Annotated in this window: 13 protein-coding genes; 2 read left to right on the top strand and 11 right to left on the bottom strand. The window is 62.3% G+C overall.

Annotated features, from left to right (window positions below; genetic code table 11):
- Nucleotides 1–22: 22 nt before the first annotated feature.
- The gene (locus tag AC58X1_RS10575; protein ID WP_312388668.1) at nt 23–985 is read left to right on the top strand and encodes a metal ABC transporter ATPase; all 963 of its coding nucleotides are present in this window, start codon (nt 23–25) and stop codon (nt 983–985) included.
- Nucleotides 986–1,169: 184 nt separating this feature from the next.
- Here the strand turns inward: AC58X1_RS10575 and hldE are convergent, their stop codons facing one another.
- Together hldE and msbA are read right to left on the bottom strand one after the other, a co-directional pair.
- Nucleotides 1,170–2,591, bottom strand: coding sequence for a bifunctional D-glycero-beta-D-manno-heptose-7-phosphate kinase/D-glycero-beta-D-manno-heptose 1-phosphate adenylyltransferase HldE (hldE, locus tag AC58X1_RS10580; RefSeq protein ID WP_101315843.1), 1,422 nt, complete (start codon nt 2,589–2,591; stop codon nt 1,170–1,172).
- 127 nt (nt 2,592–2,718) lie between these two features.
- Complete coding sequence (gene msbA, locus AC58X1_RS10585; RefSeq protein ID WP_103435826.1) at nt 2,719–4,521, bottom strand: lipid A export permease/ATP-binding protein MsbA; 1,803 nt, start codon at nt 4,519–4,521, stop codon at nt 2,719–2,721.
- A gap of 113 nt (nt 4,522–4,634) precedes the next feature.
- Between msbA and AC58X1_RS10590 the strand changes: the two genes are divergently transcribed.
- On the top strand, nt 4,635–5,273 hold the full coding sequence (locus AC58X1_RS10590; protein ID WP_220632966.1) for a BUD32 family EKC/KEOPS complex subunit: 639 nt from the start codon (nt 4,635–4,637) through the stop codon (nt 5,271–5,273).
- A gap of 142 nt (nt 5,274–5,415) precedes the next feature.
- Here the strand turns inward: AC58X1_RS10590 and AC58X1_RS10595 are convergent, their stop codons facing one another.
- From AC58X1_RS10595 to putP, 9 genes are all read right to left on the bottom strand, one after another.
- On the bottom strand, nt 5,416–6,567 hold the full coding sequence (locus AC58X1_RS10595) for an O-antigen ligase family protein (RefSeq protein ID WP_497428821.1): 1,152 nt from the start codon (nt 6,565–6,567) through the stop codon (nt 5,416–5,418).
- 22 nt (nt 6,568–6,589) lie between these two features.
- Nucleotides 6,590–7,357 carry a glycosyltransferase family 2 protein gene (locus AC58X1_RS10600; RefSeq protein ID WP_497428822.1) on the bottom strand — a complete coding sequence of 256 codons (768 nt, stop codon included), beginning with the start codon at nt 7,355–7,357 and terminating at the stop codon, nt 6,590–6,592.
- A gap of 29 nt (nt 7,358–7,386) precedes the next feature.
- Nucleotides 7,387–8,343: a glycosyltransferase family protein gene (locus tag AC58X1_RS10605; protein WP_497428823.1), complete on the bottom strand. Its 957-nt coding sequence runs from the start codon at nt 8,341–8,343 to the stop codon at nt 7,387–7,389.
- Complete coding sequence (locus tag AC58X1_RS10610) at nt 8,340–9,767, bottom strand: PIG-L deacetylase family protein (RefSeq protein WP_220632964.1); 1,428 nt, start codon at nt 9,765–9,767, stop codon at nt 8,340–8,342. Before AC58X1_RS10610 ends, AC58X1_RS10605 begins: the two co-directional genes overlap by 4 nt.
- Nucleotides 9,768–9,769: 2 nt before the next feature.
- Nucleotides 9,770–10,666, bottom strand: a complete 897-nt coding sequence (locus AC58X1_RS10615) for an antimicrobial resistance protein Mig-14 (RefSeq protein ID WP_150573091.1) — start codon at nt 10,664–10,666, stop codon at nt 9,770–9,772.
- Complete coding sequence (locus tag AC58X1_RS10620; RefSeq protein ID WP_497428824.1) at nt 10,666–11,796, bottom strand: glycosyltransferase; 1,131 nt, start codon at nt 11,794–11,796, stop codon at nt 10,666–10,668. The genes AC58X1_RS10615 and AC58X1_RS10620 overlap by 1 nt, the downstream gene beginning before the upstream one ends.
- The gene (locus AC58X1_RS10625; protein ID WP_101315830.1) at nt 11,780–13,537 is read right to left on the bottom strand and encodes a carbamoyltransferase family protein; all 1,758 of its coding nucleotides are present in this window, start codon (nt 13,535–13,537) and stop codon (nt 11,780–11,782) included. Before AC58X1_RS10625 ends, AC58X1_RS10620 begins: the two co-directional genes overlap by 17 nt.
- A gap of 140 nt (nt 13,538–13,677) precedes the next feature.
- Complete coding sequence (locus tag AC58X1_RS10630; protein WP_497428825.1) at nt 13,678–14,514, bottom strand: 23S rRNA (adenine(2030)-N(6))-methyltransferase RlmJ; 837 nt, start codon at nt 14,512–14,514, stop codon at nt 13,678–13,680.
- A 154-nt stretch (nt 14,515–14,668) separates the two neighbouring features.
- Nucleotides 14,669–16,144 carry a sodium/proline symporter PutP gene (gene putP / locus AC58X1_RS10635; protein WP_150571093.1) on the bottom strand — a complete coding sequence of 492 codons (1,476 nt, stop codon included), beginning with the start codon at nt 16,142–16,144 and terminating at the stop codon, nt 14,669–14,671.
- Between the last annotated feature and the right edge of the window lie 156 nt (nt 16,145–16,300).

The raw sequence follows: 16,300 nt of genomic DNA on the forward strand, positions 1-16,300 counted from the left end.
CACAAGCGCAAGGAGGAGCCTCGTGGCACGTACGCTGATCCGCAAGAACCCGAGCAACTTCAAAACGCTGCCGCTGCATGTCGAAGCCACTGCCGAGGGCCTGAGTTATCAGACCATCGGCATGCCGCTGAACTTCGCCCAGACCCTGCAACGACGCAAGGCCGTGCAGGTGGCAGACAGCGAGCGCTTCGTGGTTGAGCTGGCCAACCTGGGCGTGTCGGTGCGGCTGACGCTGCAGTGGCAGAACCGCGAATACTGGGTGCTGGTGCGTCAGCGCCGGCAAGACCGTGGCGATGTGGTGCTCAAGCTGATTTCTGGCTATGTGCCGGCGCAGGAGCTGAACCTGCCGCTGCATACCGCGATTCAGGAGGTAGCCGAAGAGTGCCTGATGGAGACGCCAGAGGGCTGGCTGGGCGGGCGCTTCAACGATACCTGGTTGCCCGCGCCCTACGCGGCGGCGCTGCATTATCGGGAGGCGTTGCCGTTTGTGCTCACCTCACAGGCGACGGCGGCGCGGCCGGTGCAGTCGGGCAACCTGGTGTTGATCGAACAGCCGCGGGCCTATGTGCATTTGCCTACAGCGTCGTTGCAGCTGATCTATGACTTGCGCTTGCAGGTGCCGCGGGAGGCCAAGTCGCTGAGTCTGTTTCATGTGGATGAGCGGCTGGAAGGGGATCAACTGGTGGCGCGGCTTAATCGCAAGCGGCCTGATCTGTACTTGATGCCGTTGGTGGATGGGCGGCCTACGGCTGAGCTGTTCACGCTGAAGAAGGATACCCTGGTGCCGGCCAGTACCCGTGGGATCTGGCTGGCCGAGAGTTTTGCCCGGCAGGAAGGCTGGGTGGTGCGTGACGAGCGAGTGCGCTGGAAGGATTGGCTGCGCCAGCAGGGGCTGGTGGAGCCTAGGCCGGCTTCGCGGTTGCAGCGGCTGACGGGCAAGGCGCGGGCTCTGCTGGCTCGGGCGCGGACTTCGCTGCATAAATAGTTACGCGGACTGCTCTTTGTAGGAGCGGCCTTGTGTCGCGAGAGGCCCGCAAAGCGGGCCCAGCAATGTCGGCGGCGGAGCTGAAATTTGGGGGGCGCTTCGCCCCCCCCTTCGCGACACAAGGCCGCTCCTACAGGGGATCGGGGCATGCCGAGAATGAAAAGGGCCGCTAAGCGGCCCTTTTTCAGTTCTTGCGGATCTTTTCCACTATTGCAGTGGTTGAGCTGTTTTCCACAAGGCCGAGCACTTTCACCGTCCCGCCGTAGCTGGTAACGATGTCGGCGCCGACCACTTGATCGATGCCGTAGTCGCCACCTTTGACCAGCACATCAGGCTTGACCTGGCTGAGCAGGTTTTCTGGAGTGCCTTCCGGGAAGCTGATGACCCAGTCGACGGCGCCCAAGCCTGCGAGAACTGCCATGCGCCGATCGACGCTGTTGATCGGGCGGCCAGGACCCTTCAGGCGACTGACCGAGGCGTCGTCGTTGACGGCGACGATCAGGCGATCACCTTGAGCGCGGGCTTGCTCCAGATAGGTCACGTGGCCGGCATGAAGGATGTCGAAACAGCCGTTGGTGAACACGATCGACTCGTTGTGCGCGCGCGCATCGTCGATCGCCAGCAACAACTGTTCGATGGTCAACACGCCGCGCTCCGAACCTTCTTCGCGCTGAATCGCACGGCGCAGTTCAGGGGCGCTGATCGCCGCGGTACCGAGCTTGCCGACCACGATGCCGGCGGCAAGGTTGGCCAGGGCCACGGCATGGGGCAGGTCTTCGCCAGCAGCGATAGCGGCGGCCAGGGTCGAGATGACCGTGTCGCCGGCACCGGTGACGTCGAACACTTCACGGGCCCGGGCCGGCAGGTGCAGCGCCGGGTGGTCGGCGCGCAGCAGGGTCATGCCATGTTCGCCACGGGTCACCAGCAATGCCCCCAGATCCAGCTCCTGCATCAATTGCAGGCCTTTGCCGACCAAGTCGGCTTCATCGACGCAGCGGCCGACAATGGCTTCGAACTCGCTCAGGTTGGGCGTGATCAGGCTCGCGCCGCGGTAGATCGAGAAGTCCTTGCCCTTGGGGTCGGCCAATACCGGAATACCGCGGGCACGCGCCGCCTGGACCAGGCTCTGGTGGTTTTTCAGGGCGCCCTTGCCGTAGTCGGACAGGACCAACACCTTGACCCCATCCAGCAGCTTTTCAACCTCGACACCCAATGACAGCGGGTCGGTGGCGAACGGTTCTTCGAAGTCGATACGCAGCAGTTGCTGATGACGGCTCATGACCCGCAGCTTGACGATGGTCGGCTGGTGGGCAATGCGCTGGAAGATCGAGCGTACGCCCGCAGCCTGCAAGCTGTTGCTCAGGCTCTCGGCCGCCTCGTCCTGGCCGGTCACACCGACCAGCGAGGCCGGCGCGCCCAGGGCGGCAATGTTCAAGGCCACGTTGGCCGCGCCGCCGGGACGGTCTTCGATCTGTTCGACCTTGACCACAGGCACCGGCGCCTCCGGGGAAATACGTGAAGTACCACCATGCCAGTAGCGGTCGAGCATGACATCGCCGACCACCAACACCGGGGCTTGATCGAAACTCGGCATGGACAACTTCATGGGCAACCCATATGGAAAAATTAACAGGGGCAGGATATTAGCACAGGCCAGACGATGGCTTTAGCGCCAAGCTGGCCTGGACAATTCCGGTGACAATCGGGGCCGGATCGGCCCCGAAACAGCCGACTCAGGTGATATCGACTTTCTCTGGCTGATCAAGGCCCATCGCGTGCAGGCGGGCATAATGGCCATTAGCCTCAAGCAGTTCGGCGTGAGTACCGCGCTCGACCAGACGGCCTTGGTCCATGACCAGGATCATGTCGGCCTTTTCGATGGTCGACAAGCGGTGGGCGATGACCAGCGTGGTGCGACCTTGCATAACATGATCCAGCGCGGCCTGGATGTGCCGCTCCGACTCGGTATCGAGCGCCGAAGTGGCCTCGTCAAGAATCAGCAGCGGGGCGTTTTTCAGCAAGGCCCGGGCAATCGCCAGGCGCTGGCGCTGGCCGCCGGACAACAGCACACCGTTCTCGCCGACTTCGGTGTCGAAGCCCTTGGGCAACTGATCAACGAATTCCTTGGCGTAGGCGTCGGCGGCGGCAGCCTCGATGGCCTCGCGCGGCGCACCAGCCAGATCGCCGTAGGCAATGTTGTTGGCGACGGTATCGTTGAACAGGGTGACGTGCTGGGTGACCTGCGAGACATGCCGGCGCAGGTTGCGCAACTTGTACTCTTCGATCTCCACGCCATCGAGCAGAATCTGCCCTTCATTGTGGTGATAGAAGCGCGGGATCAGCGCTGCCAGGGTCGACTTGCCACTGCCGGAGCGACCAACCAGGGCGATCATCTGCCCAGGCTCTGCGGTAAAGCTGATGTCGTTCAGCACCTGGCGCTCGGTACCTGGGTAGGTAAAGCTCAGGTTGCGCACCACCAGACGACCCTCGACGCGGTCCTTTTCAACCGTGCCAGCGTCCACTTCGGCAGGCTCGTCGAGCTGCTCGAAGATACTCTCGGCACCGGCCAGGCCTTTCTGGATGGTCGAGCTGACTTCCGAAAGCTGACGAATCGGCTTGGGCAGCAGGCCAGCGGCAGTAATGTAGGCCACCAGATCGCCGGCCGAAGCGTCGCCGCGCAGGAACAGCACGAGGAACATCAGCGACGCCATGGCGGTGTAGATCACCAATTGCAGCGCCGGCGTGTACAGCGCGCCAGTCTTGGTCATGCGCAGCTGTTTGTCGGTGTTGCTCTGGCTGGCCGCGTTGAAACGGCGCTGCTCGTAGGCTTCGCCGCCGAAGCTGCGCACCACACGGTAGCCTTGAATAGTCTCGGAGGCGACATGGGTCACATCCCCCATCGCGACCTGGATCTTCTTGCTCTGCTTGCGGAATTTCTTGCTGGCAGTACTGACCATCACCGCGATGATCGGCAGGATCGCCAACATCACCAGGGTCAGTTTCCAATTCATCCACAGCAGGTAGGCGAACAGGAACACCACCGTCAGGCCTTCACGGATCACCACCTTGATTGCATCGGTGGCAGCACCGGTGACCATGGTCACGTTGAAGGTGATGCGCGAGATCAGGTGGCCCGAGTTGTGGCTGTCGAAATAGCGGTTGGGCAGCACCAGCAGCTTGTTGAACAGCTCGACGCGCAGGTCGTGGACCAGGCCCAGCGAGACCTTGGCCAGAAAGTAGTTACCCAGAAACGAACCAAGGCCCTGCCAGGCGGCGATCAGAATGATCAGCAGCGGCACTGCCTGCAGCAGTTTCAGGTCGCGCAGGTAAGGCACGGAGGGGAACAGCACGGCTTGAGAATCGCTCAGGCCGTCGACGAAATACTTGAGGATGCCGGCCAGCATGGGCTGGGTCGAAGCAAAGATCACGAAGCCGAGGATGCTGAGCATGAAGATGCCGAGATAGGGCTTCACATAGCTGAGCAGGCGGAAATAGATCTTCAGGCTCGAGGGCGCGGACGATTCGGGAACTGTCATGACAATCCGTCGGGTGAAAAAGAGTCGGGATTATACCACACGCGGTGTTGCCGACCGCCTGCTGCAGGTAAGATAGGCGGCTGCCCTGCCCTTGGCCACACTCTGGAGACTTGATGCAAGCGCTTGAACAGGCACGTTATCTCGCACTGCGCGAAGGCGCCACTGTGCTCGAAGCCGACGGCACCGGCGACAAGGTCCTGCGCCTGGCCGATGGCAGCATGCTCAAACTGTTTCGTCGCAAGCGCCTGCTCAGCTCTGCTGCGTGGTATCCGTATGCGCAGCGCTTTGCCGACAACTGTCGGCATCTGCAGGAGCGGCAGATTCCGTGTCCAGTGGTGAAGGCGGTATACCGTATCGGCGCAATCGAGCGCGATGCCGTGCACTATGCGCCACTGCCTGGGCAGACCTTGCGCCAGGTGCTTGAACAGCCTGCCGATCACGACCAACTGCGTGCGCAGCTGGGCCGGTTCATCGCGATTCTGCATGAGCGCGGGGTGTACTTCCGCTCGGCGCACATGGGCAATGTGGTGCTCACGCCTGAGGGTGAGCTGGGCTTGATCGACATCGCCGACCTGCGCATCTTCCGCCGGCCGCTGCGCAAATCGCAGCGGCTGCGCAATTTCAAGCACATGCTGCGCTATCCTCAGGATCGCCAGTGGCTACTCGACGCCGGCGACAGCAGCTTTGTCGACGGCTATCTGGCCGCTCAGCAGCTGTGTAGCCGCGAAGAGCTGACCAGGGTTCTGGCCTGAAACCGCGCAAACCTTGAATTCACCGCGACCTGTAGGAGCGGCCTTGTGTCGCGAAAGGCCAGCGTAGCTGGCCCGCGAAGTCAGCGGCGATGCTGAAGCCGTCGGGCCCGCTCTGCGGGCCTTTCGCGACACAAGGCCGCTCCTACAGGGATCGCGCAAGCTTCCAGCGCTCACGCTGTTGTTGCTGGACAACCCTGCCCAACACCATCGCTGCCGGCAACAACACCAGCGGCCAAAGCTCATCCGGGTTGCCGATCAGCTTGCTGCCATCGAAATTGAGCATCACCAGCGCGCACGCCAGGTACATACCCCACGGATCGCGCAGGCGAATCGCTTCGATCAGGGTCATGGCCATGACGATCAGGAACAGCACCAGCGAAACGCCACCGGTGTACAAGCCCATCGCGACAAAGATGTTATGCGGATGCTGAATCGGCATCACGCCGCTGAGCAGCTTGTCGGTCTGGAACTCTACGCCACAGCCAAGCAGCCAGCCGCAATTGCGCCACTCGCCGACCATGATCTGGAACAACTCGATGCGATACGAGTCGCCGCGCGCAAACAGGTTATGGAACCACTGCGCATCCTTGACCAGCCACAGCGCTATCGCCCCCATCACCCCACACGCCAACAGCCAAGGCCCGGCAACCCGGGGGAAGCGCCACAGCGCGTAGCACGCCCAGGCCGCGAACAGGAAGGCTGCACCGACCAGTGCAGTGCGCGTCTGCAAGACGAAACTGACCGCCACCACCGATAGCACTACGGCAGCACAGGCTTCCACCCAGCGGCGGTTCTTGACCCACGCTGGCATGGCCAGGGCCAGCGCGCAGAACAACCAGATGCTGGCATAGATCACGTTCTCAAGCCGCGCGGGCAGGATCCCTACTCGCGCGCCGAAGCGGAACTCGCCAGACTGGTAGGCATAGGCCGCACAGCCATAGATATACAGGCACAGCGCCCAGAACAGGGCTCGGGTGAATGCCTCGGAGCGGAAGAAGTCCGGATTGAGCAGCCCGCCCAGAATGAACACGAACAAGGTCACATAGAGGATGTGCTTGTAGAACTGCCCATCGCCAGCCACCGCCGCTGGCACCAGGAACCACAGCAGAAACACTACCCAGGCCCAGCCCAGCTTGTTTGCAAACAATCCCGCGCCGCGCTCCTTTATCAGGAACACCAGCCCAGGCAACGCGACGAACGCGTAAAAAATGTTGTTGGTCCACTTCGAGGACGTCATCAACACATAGCTGAGCAGAAACACGATCAGTGCTGCAGCAAAGTATTGCCTGCTCATTGCGCCCTCCTTGCCTATCTTTTCAAACATCCTTCAATATCCATCCAACCAGCAGTCCAATAACGAGCGCAGCCATCAATTTGATGCGCTCCATACGCTTGCGCCGAAGCTTCTTGACCTTCTCTTCGGGCATTTCCACGTGCTCACCGAAACCGGTGTGCAATACAGCGTCGTTCTCAAGAATCAGTGCGTAGCGGTTGGCGTCGGCATACAGCCGCGACAGGCTCTTCTCGCCCGAATGCGAGGCATACGGCGCGTGCGCCTGGTAATCAGCCAGCCGGCGCAGGCCCGGATTGAAGGAGAACCCCTGCCATTCCGGTTTGTTCGAACCCAGCTGGTAGAACGGGATGCCGGCGTGCACCTGACGCTCGTGCAGGAACACATACGGGCTGTGCACCTGCAGGTCATGGGCAAAGCTGCGCAGCCAGACCTGCAAGGCCTGTGGATCGGCCTCAAGCAGGGCCATGGAGTCTTCGATGAAGCCCGGGCGGTAGAACGCCCAGTCATCTTCACAGTGGAACACCCAGAACGTCTTGATCTGCGCGTACGCGGCGTCAACCGAACGCAACTGGCCCAGCTTCGGGTTGTTGACGATAAAGGTCGTGTGCGCACGCCAGTGTTCGGGGATGCACTCGCGCACGGCTTCGTCGCCGGCGTCTTCGGTGATGAACACCTCGCGGAGGGGCGCGGTGTTGAAGCGGTCGAAAGTCTCGAGCGTGCGCTTGAGCAGATCGAACCGACCGCAACTGGTCACCATCAGCGTGATCTCGCTGCTTTCACTGAAAAGCATGGTTGTCCTCGATGGTTTAGGGTCGGGCGTTATAGACCCAGGGCGCGACGCAGACGTTGCCACGGGCCCGGGTTGTCACGCTGACGCAAAGGGGGACGCATGGCCTCGACGATCGCCTGGCCGATGGCGTGGAAGCTGAAGCGCTGCTCTGCCAGTGCCTGGCCATTGCGGGAAATACGCTCGGCCAGGGCGCTGTCGGCACGCAGCACCGCGAGTTTTTCACGCAATTGCGCAAGGTCGCGGTACAGCACGATGTTGTCCATGTCGACAAAGCCCAGGGCGCGGTTTTCTTCATCACCCTGGTCGTAGGCGAACAGCACACAGCCACAGGCCATGGCTTCGAAGTTCTTGATCATGTACTCGCCCATGCCGACATCGGCACTGACGAAGTAGCGAATGCGGCTGAGGGTCTGGCTGTACTCTTCGCCGGACTTGGTGCGGGTGATGATCAGGTTTTCCACCTCGGCCAACGAGTCGAGCATGGCCTTGCGCCCGGAATAGGCAACGCTGCGCAGGCTGCCGACAAACGCCAGTTCGATATCGCGCTCGCGGTTCTCGTTGCGCAGCAGCGCCTGGTCATAGCCCTTGGGCACGAACACCGCGTCAAAGCCTTCGTCCTGCAGACGGCGGGTGACCACCGCACCAGAGGTGATCACCCGCGCCCACGGCAGGCGGCGGTAATGCGCGCTGAACTTGCCGGTGTACTTGCAGGGGATGTAGTTCTGGTAGGCATCGTGCTCAAGGATGACCAGATTGGGTATCTGGCTGATGAAGCGAACCTGACGGATCTCCTTTTTGAAGCGCAAGAAGAACAGGATGCGGTCGTACTGTTCGACCTGCACATGCTGCTTGAAGTAACCGCGCAGGTCGTCCTGTTCGGTGTCGGTCAGCCAGCGGATATCACACTCGCAACTGGCGGCGATGCCTTCATACAGCCGATCAAGGATGGCGCGCTGCTCTTTCTGGACCAGAAACAGGACTTTCACTGTGGTTTACTCTTGTCGACCAGTGTCTCGACCCAAAACAGTTCGTGGCGACGCACTGCCTTACGGAAGAACTCGTTTTTACCAAATAGCGGCCAACGGCGACCAGCCAGATACTGTTGCAGCAGGCGCCGAACCCGCCTTTTGAGCGGCGCCGGCGGCTGCAGGTCGTGCATCATAGCCAAAGACATGGCCTTTTGCCTCTGTCGCTCAGGCGAGACTTGCAGTGCCCACGGGCACATCCCCGGCTGCGCCTCGAACAACGGCGGCAGGGCCACGCCGTCACCCGCCTCGCCCATCGGCCAGCGGTCGTTGTCATGAAGGTGGTTGGCGTACAGCAACAGGGTCTGCGGCTGCCACTGGCACGCGGCCAGCGCCTCGCGCAGTGCGTCGTGGGCGCAGACATGATCGGGGTGCGGGTCGAGCTGCGGATGCGGCAGCACTACGGTGTCCGGTCGCGCGCGCTCGATCAGCTCGCACAGGTCAGCCACCAGGGCCTGCCAGGTCGGCTGACCGTGTGCATCACTCTGAAGGGTGCATTCGTTGAAGCGGCGAAACGGACGCGTGTCGACCAGATCGGCCTCACGGGACGCCACTGCTGCCTGTGGATCGGCCTGCATCGCGCTCAATTGCATGCAGAAGTAACCGAGTTGCACACTCTGCGCCGATGGCACCCCGGCCCAGCGCGGCACGGCGACGCTGTCCCAACTGCGCAGCTCGCCCTTGAGCCGGGCTGCCTGCACGGTGTCCAGGGCCAGTGTGTCGCGGTAGTACTCATTTTCAATTTCGCCAGCGGTCAGGGTGACGATCCAGCTCTGCTCGGCCTGGGCATACGCTGCAAAGGCCGCCAGCTCGGCATCATCGGCATGCGGCGCGATCACCATCAGGGTGCCGGCAAGGTAGTCGGCGTGGCCGATAACCAGCAGCTCCACTTCAGCTGCCAGCCGGCAGTGGCGCCCGCGCAAACGCAGTTGCCCAGCTGCCAATGCAGCCTCTTGACCACTGAGATTGAGGTAGCGCACGCCCTTGGCGCCGCGCTCGAAGCTTTGCTTGTCGGCGTTGCCGCCTTCGATGACAACGGCAGGGTCAAGCAGCCGACCCAGCAAGCTGGCGCGCAGTTGCACCCGCAGCAGCAGGGTCTGGCTGGCATCCAGTACGCAATCGGCAGGCAGCGTCAGCAGGCCGTCGCGGCTGTGCAGCGGGTAGCGCGCGCAGCCTTGCAGGTCGTACTCGTAATCACTGGCGGCCACGTAGAACAGGTGATCGGAAAACCAGGCTTCATGGCCGACCCACAGCAGCAGCGCGAGTACCGGAGGCAGCCACCACAGCCACAAGCCCGACAGCAACAGAACGCACAACAGCACCAACACAACCAGCCGTTTGCGCTTGCGATGACGATTGAGTAACTGCTGCTTGCGTGCGCTCATGGTCAGACCTGATACACCGGCACCGGCGTGCACCAACGCTCCTTGTACTCCCGGTCAGCACGACCGAAGGAGAACCGCAGGGCCTTGTTGCGCGCGCGGGCATCTTCCCAGGCGGCCTGGGTATTAAGGAAACTCAGCACGCTACCGGGGCTGAACGCCTTGGTCTCGGGGTCGACGCCGCCGTTGACGTACTCGACGCTGACCCACTCCGGGGCCTCGACACGGTAGATCAGCTGGATGGCAATCGGTGCACCTTCAAGCAATACCACCGAACCGATCAACAGCTCGCGCAGGCGCTCGAGCACTTCAGGCATATGCTGCGCGCCGGTGGCGGCGAAGCCCCAGCGGCGCTGGAACAGGTCGCAATACATGCTGGCGATCTGCGCCGAGGTAAAATCGCTGATCGGCTGCACCTGCCCGCCGGCTTCTTCCAACAGGCGCAGTTCACGGCGCTGGTTGTAGCGAAACTTCTTCGACAGGTCTTCCGGCGCGCGGGCCATGGCCAACTGTTCAGCTTGCGCCTGCAGGCCGCTGAAGCGCCCGTGGTTGAGCTCTGACAGGTAGCGCCCGGCGTGCCGCAGCGGCGCCTCGGCAGTGCTGGACGCCGGCAGAATCAGTTCGGCATTGCCCAGGTCGAACAGACCCTTTTTGCCGTGACGCTTGAGCACGTCCTTGGACAATGCCAGGTGGCGCCCCCAGGTCGGAATGGCCGCCTGTAAATCACCGCCCTGCTCCCACCCCAGATAGCGGACCGGGATCTGCGCAAGCTCAGCCAACTGTTCGAGCACCCGCGGATGGGTCGCGACGCTGCCGCCGAAGCGCTGCCAGGTCTCGGCATAGGCGGCGGCATCGATGACTTTCCAGCCGCGCTCGCGCACAGCCGGGATGCGGTTGAAGATCACGGCTGCACCGCCAACGCCTGTGCTTGCGGCAACTGCCAGAAGGTCTCGGCGACGGCCTGGTCACTGAAGCGCTCGCGCAAGCGTTGCAGCATGTGCTCGGCACACGCCTGACGCTGCTGGTCGTCCAGCCTGGCCATATGTTCCAGGCCCTGGGCCAACTGCCCGGCATCGCCCAGCGGGAACAGCATGCCAACGCCCTCGACCACTTCGCGGGCACCGCCACAGGCCGTGGCCAATACCGGAACGCCGGCGACCATAGCCTCCAGCAGGACCATGCCGAACGGCTCGTGGTCCGAGCTCAGCGCAAATACATCGAACGCCTTGAAGTAGCGCCGCGCATCCGCCACCAGGCCAAGAAAGTCGACCTGAGCAGCAATACCCAGCTCGACCGCCAGGGCCTTGAGCTGTGGCTCCAGGCGGCCAGTGCCGAGGATCGCCAGGCGAGCACCGGCAGGCAGATTCGGCAGCGCCTGGGCAAATCCTTTGAGCAAGGTCGCCTGGTCTTTGTCCGGGTGCAGACGGCCAACATTGCCGACAATCCACGCCTGCGGATCGAGGCCAAGCACCCGCCGGGCTTCTTCAGCCGGCACCAGGCTGGCCTGCAGTGCATCGACGTCGATGCGGTTGTACAGGGTTTGAATACGTTCGGCCGGCCACTGCGTCAGGCAGCGGCGCATATCGTCACGCACCGCGTCGGACACGCCGAGCAAGCTCAGGCGCTGGCGGAACAGATTGGCGAAAAGCCGGCGGCTGTTGCGCTGATAGTCGCCGAACGCGTGGTGCACGCCGATCACCGGCAGATCGGTGCCGAGCAAGGCGACATAGATCGGCTTGAAGCGGTGGGCGATGCACAGGGCAAAGTTGCGCTCGGCAGCGATCCGCCGCAGCGCACGTATCGCCCCCAGCTTCAGGCCGCGCACGGCCTTGGAGCTGAATTCGAGAAACAGCACTTCGTCCGAAGCACAGCCCGCGGCTACCTGCGGATCGGCCTCGCCGGTGAGAAACACCGTGGTGACCTGATAACCGCGCCCCTGAAACAGGCTGGCGTACTGACGGGCGCAGTCGAGAAACGGCCCGTCATAACCATGGCAGAACTGCAGAATGCGCGGTTCAGAGCGGCTGGTCATAAGGCGCAGCGCCATCCTTCACGACCAGGATGTCTTCCATGATCAGGTACTGCAGGTCCGAGCCGAAGAACATGTTCAAGGCGTCGGTCGGCGAGCAGATCATCGGTTCGCCACGACGGTTCAGCGAGGTGTTCAGCGACACGCCGTTGCCGGTCAGGTCTTCCAGCGCTTTCATCATGTCGTAGTAGCGCGGGTTGTATTCGCGCTTGAGCACCTGGGCACGCGAAGTGCCGTCCTCGTGGACCACTTCCGGTACACGGGTTTTCCATTCATCCGACACTTCGAAGGTGAAGGTCATGAACGGCGCAGGGTGATCGATCTTGATCATCTGCGGCGCAACGGTGTCGAGCATCGACGGGCAGAAAGGCCTCCAGCGCTCGCGGAACTTGATCTGGTGGTTGATCCGGTCGGCAACCCCGGCAACGCTTGGGCAGCCGATGATCGAACGGCCACCGAGCGCGCGCGGGCCAAACTCCATGCGGCCCTGGAACCAGGCCACCGGGTTGCCATCGACCATGATCTTGGCGATCTGCTCGGGCATGTTGTCCAGCTTGCGCCACTGCGGCTGGCTCGGATGGCGAGCGCAGGCGGCAATCACGTCCTCGTTGGAATACGACGGGCCGAGGTAGACGTGTTCCATCTTCTCGACCGGGACGCCACGGGCGTGCGACACGTAGGCAGCAGCGCCGACCGCAGTACCGGCGTCACCGGAGGCCGGCTGCACGAACAGCTCCTTGACGTCCGGGCGGGCGATGATCTTCTGGTTGAGCTTGACGTTCAGCGCGCAACCGCCAGCGAAGGCCAGCTTGCCGGTCTGCTTGAGGATGTCGCCCAGGTAATGGTCGATCATCTGCAGCGCAAGCTTCTCGAACAGCGCCTGCATGCTCGCCGCGTAGTGGATGTACGGCTCGTCGGCGATATCGCCTTCGCGCTTGGGACCCAGCCACTCGATCAGTTTTGGCGAGAAGTAGAAGCCCTTGCCCTTTTCTTTATAGCGACGCAGGCCGATGACGTTGGCGTACTCGGTGTTGATCACCAGCTCGCCGTTTTCAAAGCTGGCCAGGCGCGAGAAGTCATATTTGCTGGCATCGCCGTATGGCGCCATGCCCATGACCTTGAACTCGCCGTCGAGCATTTCGAAGCCGAGGAACTCGGTGATCGCGCCATACAGGCCGCCGAGCGAGTCCGGATCGAAGAACTCCTTGATCTTGTGGATCTTGCCGTTTTCACCGTAGCCAAAGAAGGTCGTGGCGTATTCGCCCTTGCCATCGATGCCGAGGATCGCGGTTTTTTCTTTAAAGCCCGAGCAGTGGTAAGCACTGGAGGCGTGCGCCAGGTGGTGCTCGACCGGCTCGATCTTGATCTTTTTCGGATCGAAGCCCAGTTGCTCGAGGCACCAGACGATCTTGTTGCGATAGCGCTTGTAGCGACGGTTACCCATCAGCAGCGCGTCGAGGGCGCGGTCCGGGGCATACCAGTAGCGTTTGGCATAGTGCCAGCGGGCCTTGCCGAACAGGCTGATCGGGGCGAAGGGTATGGCGACCACATCGACGTCCGACGGCTTGATGCCGGCCTGCTCCAGGCAGAACTTCGCCGATTCGTAGGGCATGCGGTTCTTCGCATGCTTGTCACGCACGAAGCGCTCTTCTTCGGCGGCGGCAATCAGCTTGCCGTCGATGTACAGGGCCGCGGAAGGGTCATGGCTAAGGGCGCCGGACAGGCCAAGAATCGTCAATGCCAAGGGTCTAGCCTCTTCATTCGGTAGAGATGCGCGGTCGGCCTCACGGGCGGACGGCGGCTAAAGGGCGGGATTATAACGCAAAGCTCCATCGCGCACCGCCCCTGTGTGGAGCGGGCCCGGGGCGGCGAGACAGGATCGGATTATTCCGCAATCAGCCAATCGAGGCGCCAGCTACCGTCAGTCTGGGCGAGCTCTTTGGCCAGCAGCGGCAGCAACTCGCGCAGCTCTTCTTCCAGACCCCATGGCGGGTTGGCAATCGCCAGGCCGGAACCGTTCAGACCCTGCGGGCTGTCCTGATGATGCACATACAGCTCGGCGCGCAGCAGCTTCGGCGCGCCGGTGCTGGTCAGGTCCTGATAGTAGCGAGTCAGCAAGCGCTGGTCCTTGATCGGGTACCAGATCACCGCCACCGTCTGGCGCATGCGCCCGATCGCTTCCTTGACTGCAACGGTGCAGCGCTTGAGCTCGTCGGCCTGCTCGAACGGCGGATCGATGAGCATGATCGCGCGCTTTTCCTGCACAGGCAGCAGCGCCCGCGGCACATGCCAGCCTTCACCCAGATGAACGGTGACGCGCGGGTCCTTTTTCATGTTCTCGCGCAGCAATGGGCCGTCTTCCGGGTGCTTTTCGTTGAACAGCGCACGGTCCTGCTGACGCATCAGCCGGCGCGCCAACTCGGGCGAGCCCGGGTAATAGCGCAGCTCACCTTCTGAATTCAGGCGCTTGATCACGCGCAGGTAGTCGGCGGTGATCCCTGGCAGATCGTCACGGCCCCACAGCCGGGCAACGCCCTCCAGGTACTCACCGGTACGGCTCGCCTGGTCGCCGTGCAGGTCGTACAGACCGAGGCCGGCGTGGGTATCGATGTAAGCGAACGGCTGCTCCTTGCGCGACATCAAGGCGATGAGGCGGGTCAGCACGATGTGTTTGAAGACGTCGGCATGGTTGCCGGCGTGGAAGGCGTGACGATAGTTCATGGCAACTCCTGCGCAGGCGGCAAGTTTACCTTGTCAGGCTGGAGCCGTCAGGCCTGCGTATGCGCCAGGCGACTGCAGGCCTGCCTTGCAGCGGGCAAGAAAAAGCCCGCACCTAAACAGGCGCGGGCTTTTTCATACAGCGGTCAGGGCAACATTACTTACCGATGTGATAAGCCTCGTCAGCCTTCTCGAAGCGCGAAACCATGCTCGAGGTCGGTGCGCCCAGCTTGCTCACCAGCACGATGGCGATGGTGGCAAACAGGAAGCCCGGGATGATTTCGTACAGGCCGGTGTCCAGCTGCTTCCAGAAGATCACGGTCAGTGCGCCAACTACGATACCGCTCAGCGCGCCGTTGCGGGTCATGCCCTTCCACAGTACCGACAGCAGGACTACCGGACCAAACGCAGCACCGAAGCCAGCCCAGGCGTACGCCACCAGACCAAGCACGCGGTTTTCCGGGTTGGCTGCCAGGGCGATGGCGATCAGTGCCACGGCCAGGACCATCATCCGGCCGACCCAGACCAGCTCGACCTGGGAAGCGTTTTTACGCAGGAAAGTCTTGTAGAAGTCTTCGGTCAGGGCGCTGGAGCAGACCAGCAGCTGGCAGCTCAGAGTGCTCATCACCGCCGCCAGAATGGCCGACAGCAGCACACCGGCGATCCACGGGTTGAACAGGATCTTCGCCAGCTCGATGAACACACGCTCGTGGTTCTCGGTAACCGGGCCAGCCAGTTCAGGGTTGGCCGAGAAGTAGGCGATACCGAAGAAGCCCACGGCGCAAGTACCAGCCAGGCACAGGATCATCCAGGTCATCGAGATGCGACGAGCATTGGCGATCGACTTGACCGACTCGGCAGCCATGAACCGCGCGAGGATGTGCGGCTGGCCGAAGTAGCCCAGGCCCCAGCCCATCAGCGAGATGATGCCGATGAAGGTCGCCCCTTTGAACATGTCGAAGTTGGCCGGGTTCTGCGCTTCGATGGCGAGGAAGGTGGTGTCGAAGCCGCCCGTCGAGATCAGCACGATGATCGGCGTCAGGATCAGCGCGAAGATCATCAGCGAGGCCTGCACGGTGTCGGTCCAGCTCACTGCCAGGAAACCACCGACGAAGGTGTAGGCGATGGTCGCAGCAGCGCCGGCCCACAGCGCGGTTTCGTACGACATGCCGAAGGTGCTTTCGAACAGGCGAGCACCAGCCACAATGCCGGAGGCACAGTAGATGGTGAAGAACACCAGGATGACGATCGCGGAGATGATCCGCAGCAGGCCGCTCTTGTCTTCAAAGCGGCTGGCGAAGTAGTCCGGCAGGGTCAGCGCGTCGCCGTTGTGCTCGGTCTGCACACGCAGACGGCCGGCCACGAACAGCCAGTTCAGGTAGGCACCAACGGTCAGGCCGATGGCGATCCAGGCTTCGGACAAGCCGGACATGTAGATGGCGCCTGGCAGGCCCATCAACAGCCAGCCGCTCATGTCGGAGGCACCTGCGGACAGCGCGGTGACAACGCTACCGAGGCTACGTCCGCCGAGAATGTAATCGGAAAGGTTGTTGGTGGAGCGATAGGCGGCGAAGCCGATCAGTACCATTGCTGCGATGTAGACCACGAAGGTGATCGTCAGAGGATTGCCCATGGTTGTGCCCTGGCGTTTGTTTTTATTTCATGCAACCTGCCGACAAAGCGGTTGCACCCAGGCGGCGCATGCTATGCAACAACATGAACCGGGTGCAACCATTTTTCATTTGCCAGTTGCACCCTGAAATGCGTTTACACAGAAAACGTCGCTTTT

The organism is Pseudomonas sp. PGPR N4, from assembly GCF_059693665.1.

Excerpts from the sequence above, each read along its gene's own strand:
- msbA (WP_103435826.1), bottom strand. The coding sequence starts at position 4,521 with ATGACAGTTCCCGAATCGTCCGCGCCCTCGAGCCTGAAGATCTATTTC.
- hldE (WP_101315843.1), bottom strand. The coding sequence starts at position 2,591 with ATGAAGTTGTCCATGCCGAGTTTCGATCAAGCCCCGGTGTTGGTGGTC.
- putP (WP_150571093.1), bottom strand. The coding sequence starts at position 16,144 with ATGGGCAATCCTCTGACGATCACCTTCGTGGTCTACATCGCAGCAATG.
- AC58X1_RS10590 (WP_220632966.1), top strand. The coding sequence starts at position 4,635 with ATGCAAGCGCTTGAACAGGCACGTTATCTCGCACTGCGCGAAGGCGCC.
- AC58X1_RS10595 (WP_497428821.1), bottom strand. The coding sequence starts at position 6,567 with ATGAGCAGGCAATACTTTGCTGCAGCACTGATCGTGTTTCTGCTCAGC.
- AC58X1_RS10630 (WP_497428825.1), bottom strand. The coding sequence starts at position 14,514 with ATGAACTATCGTCACGCCTTCCACGCCGGCAACCATGCCGACGTCTTC.
- AC58X1_RS10610 (WP_220632964.1), bottom strand. The coding sequence starts at position 9,767 with ATGAGCGCACGCAAGCAGCAGTTACTCAATCGTCATCGCAAGCGCAAA.
- AC58X1_RS10620 (WP_497428824.1), bottom strand. The coding sequence starts at position 11,796 with ATGACCAGCCGCTCTGAACCGCGCATTCTGCAGTTCTGCCATGGTTAT.
- AC58X1_RS10600 (WP_497428822.1), bottom strand. The coding sequence starts at position 7,357 with ATGCTTTTCAGTGAAAGCAGCGAGATCACGCTGATGGTGACCAGTTGC.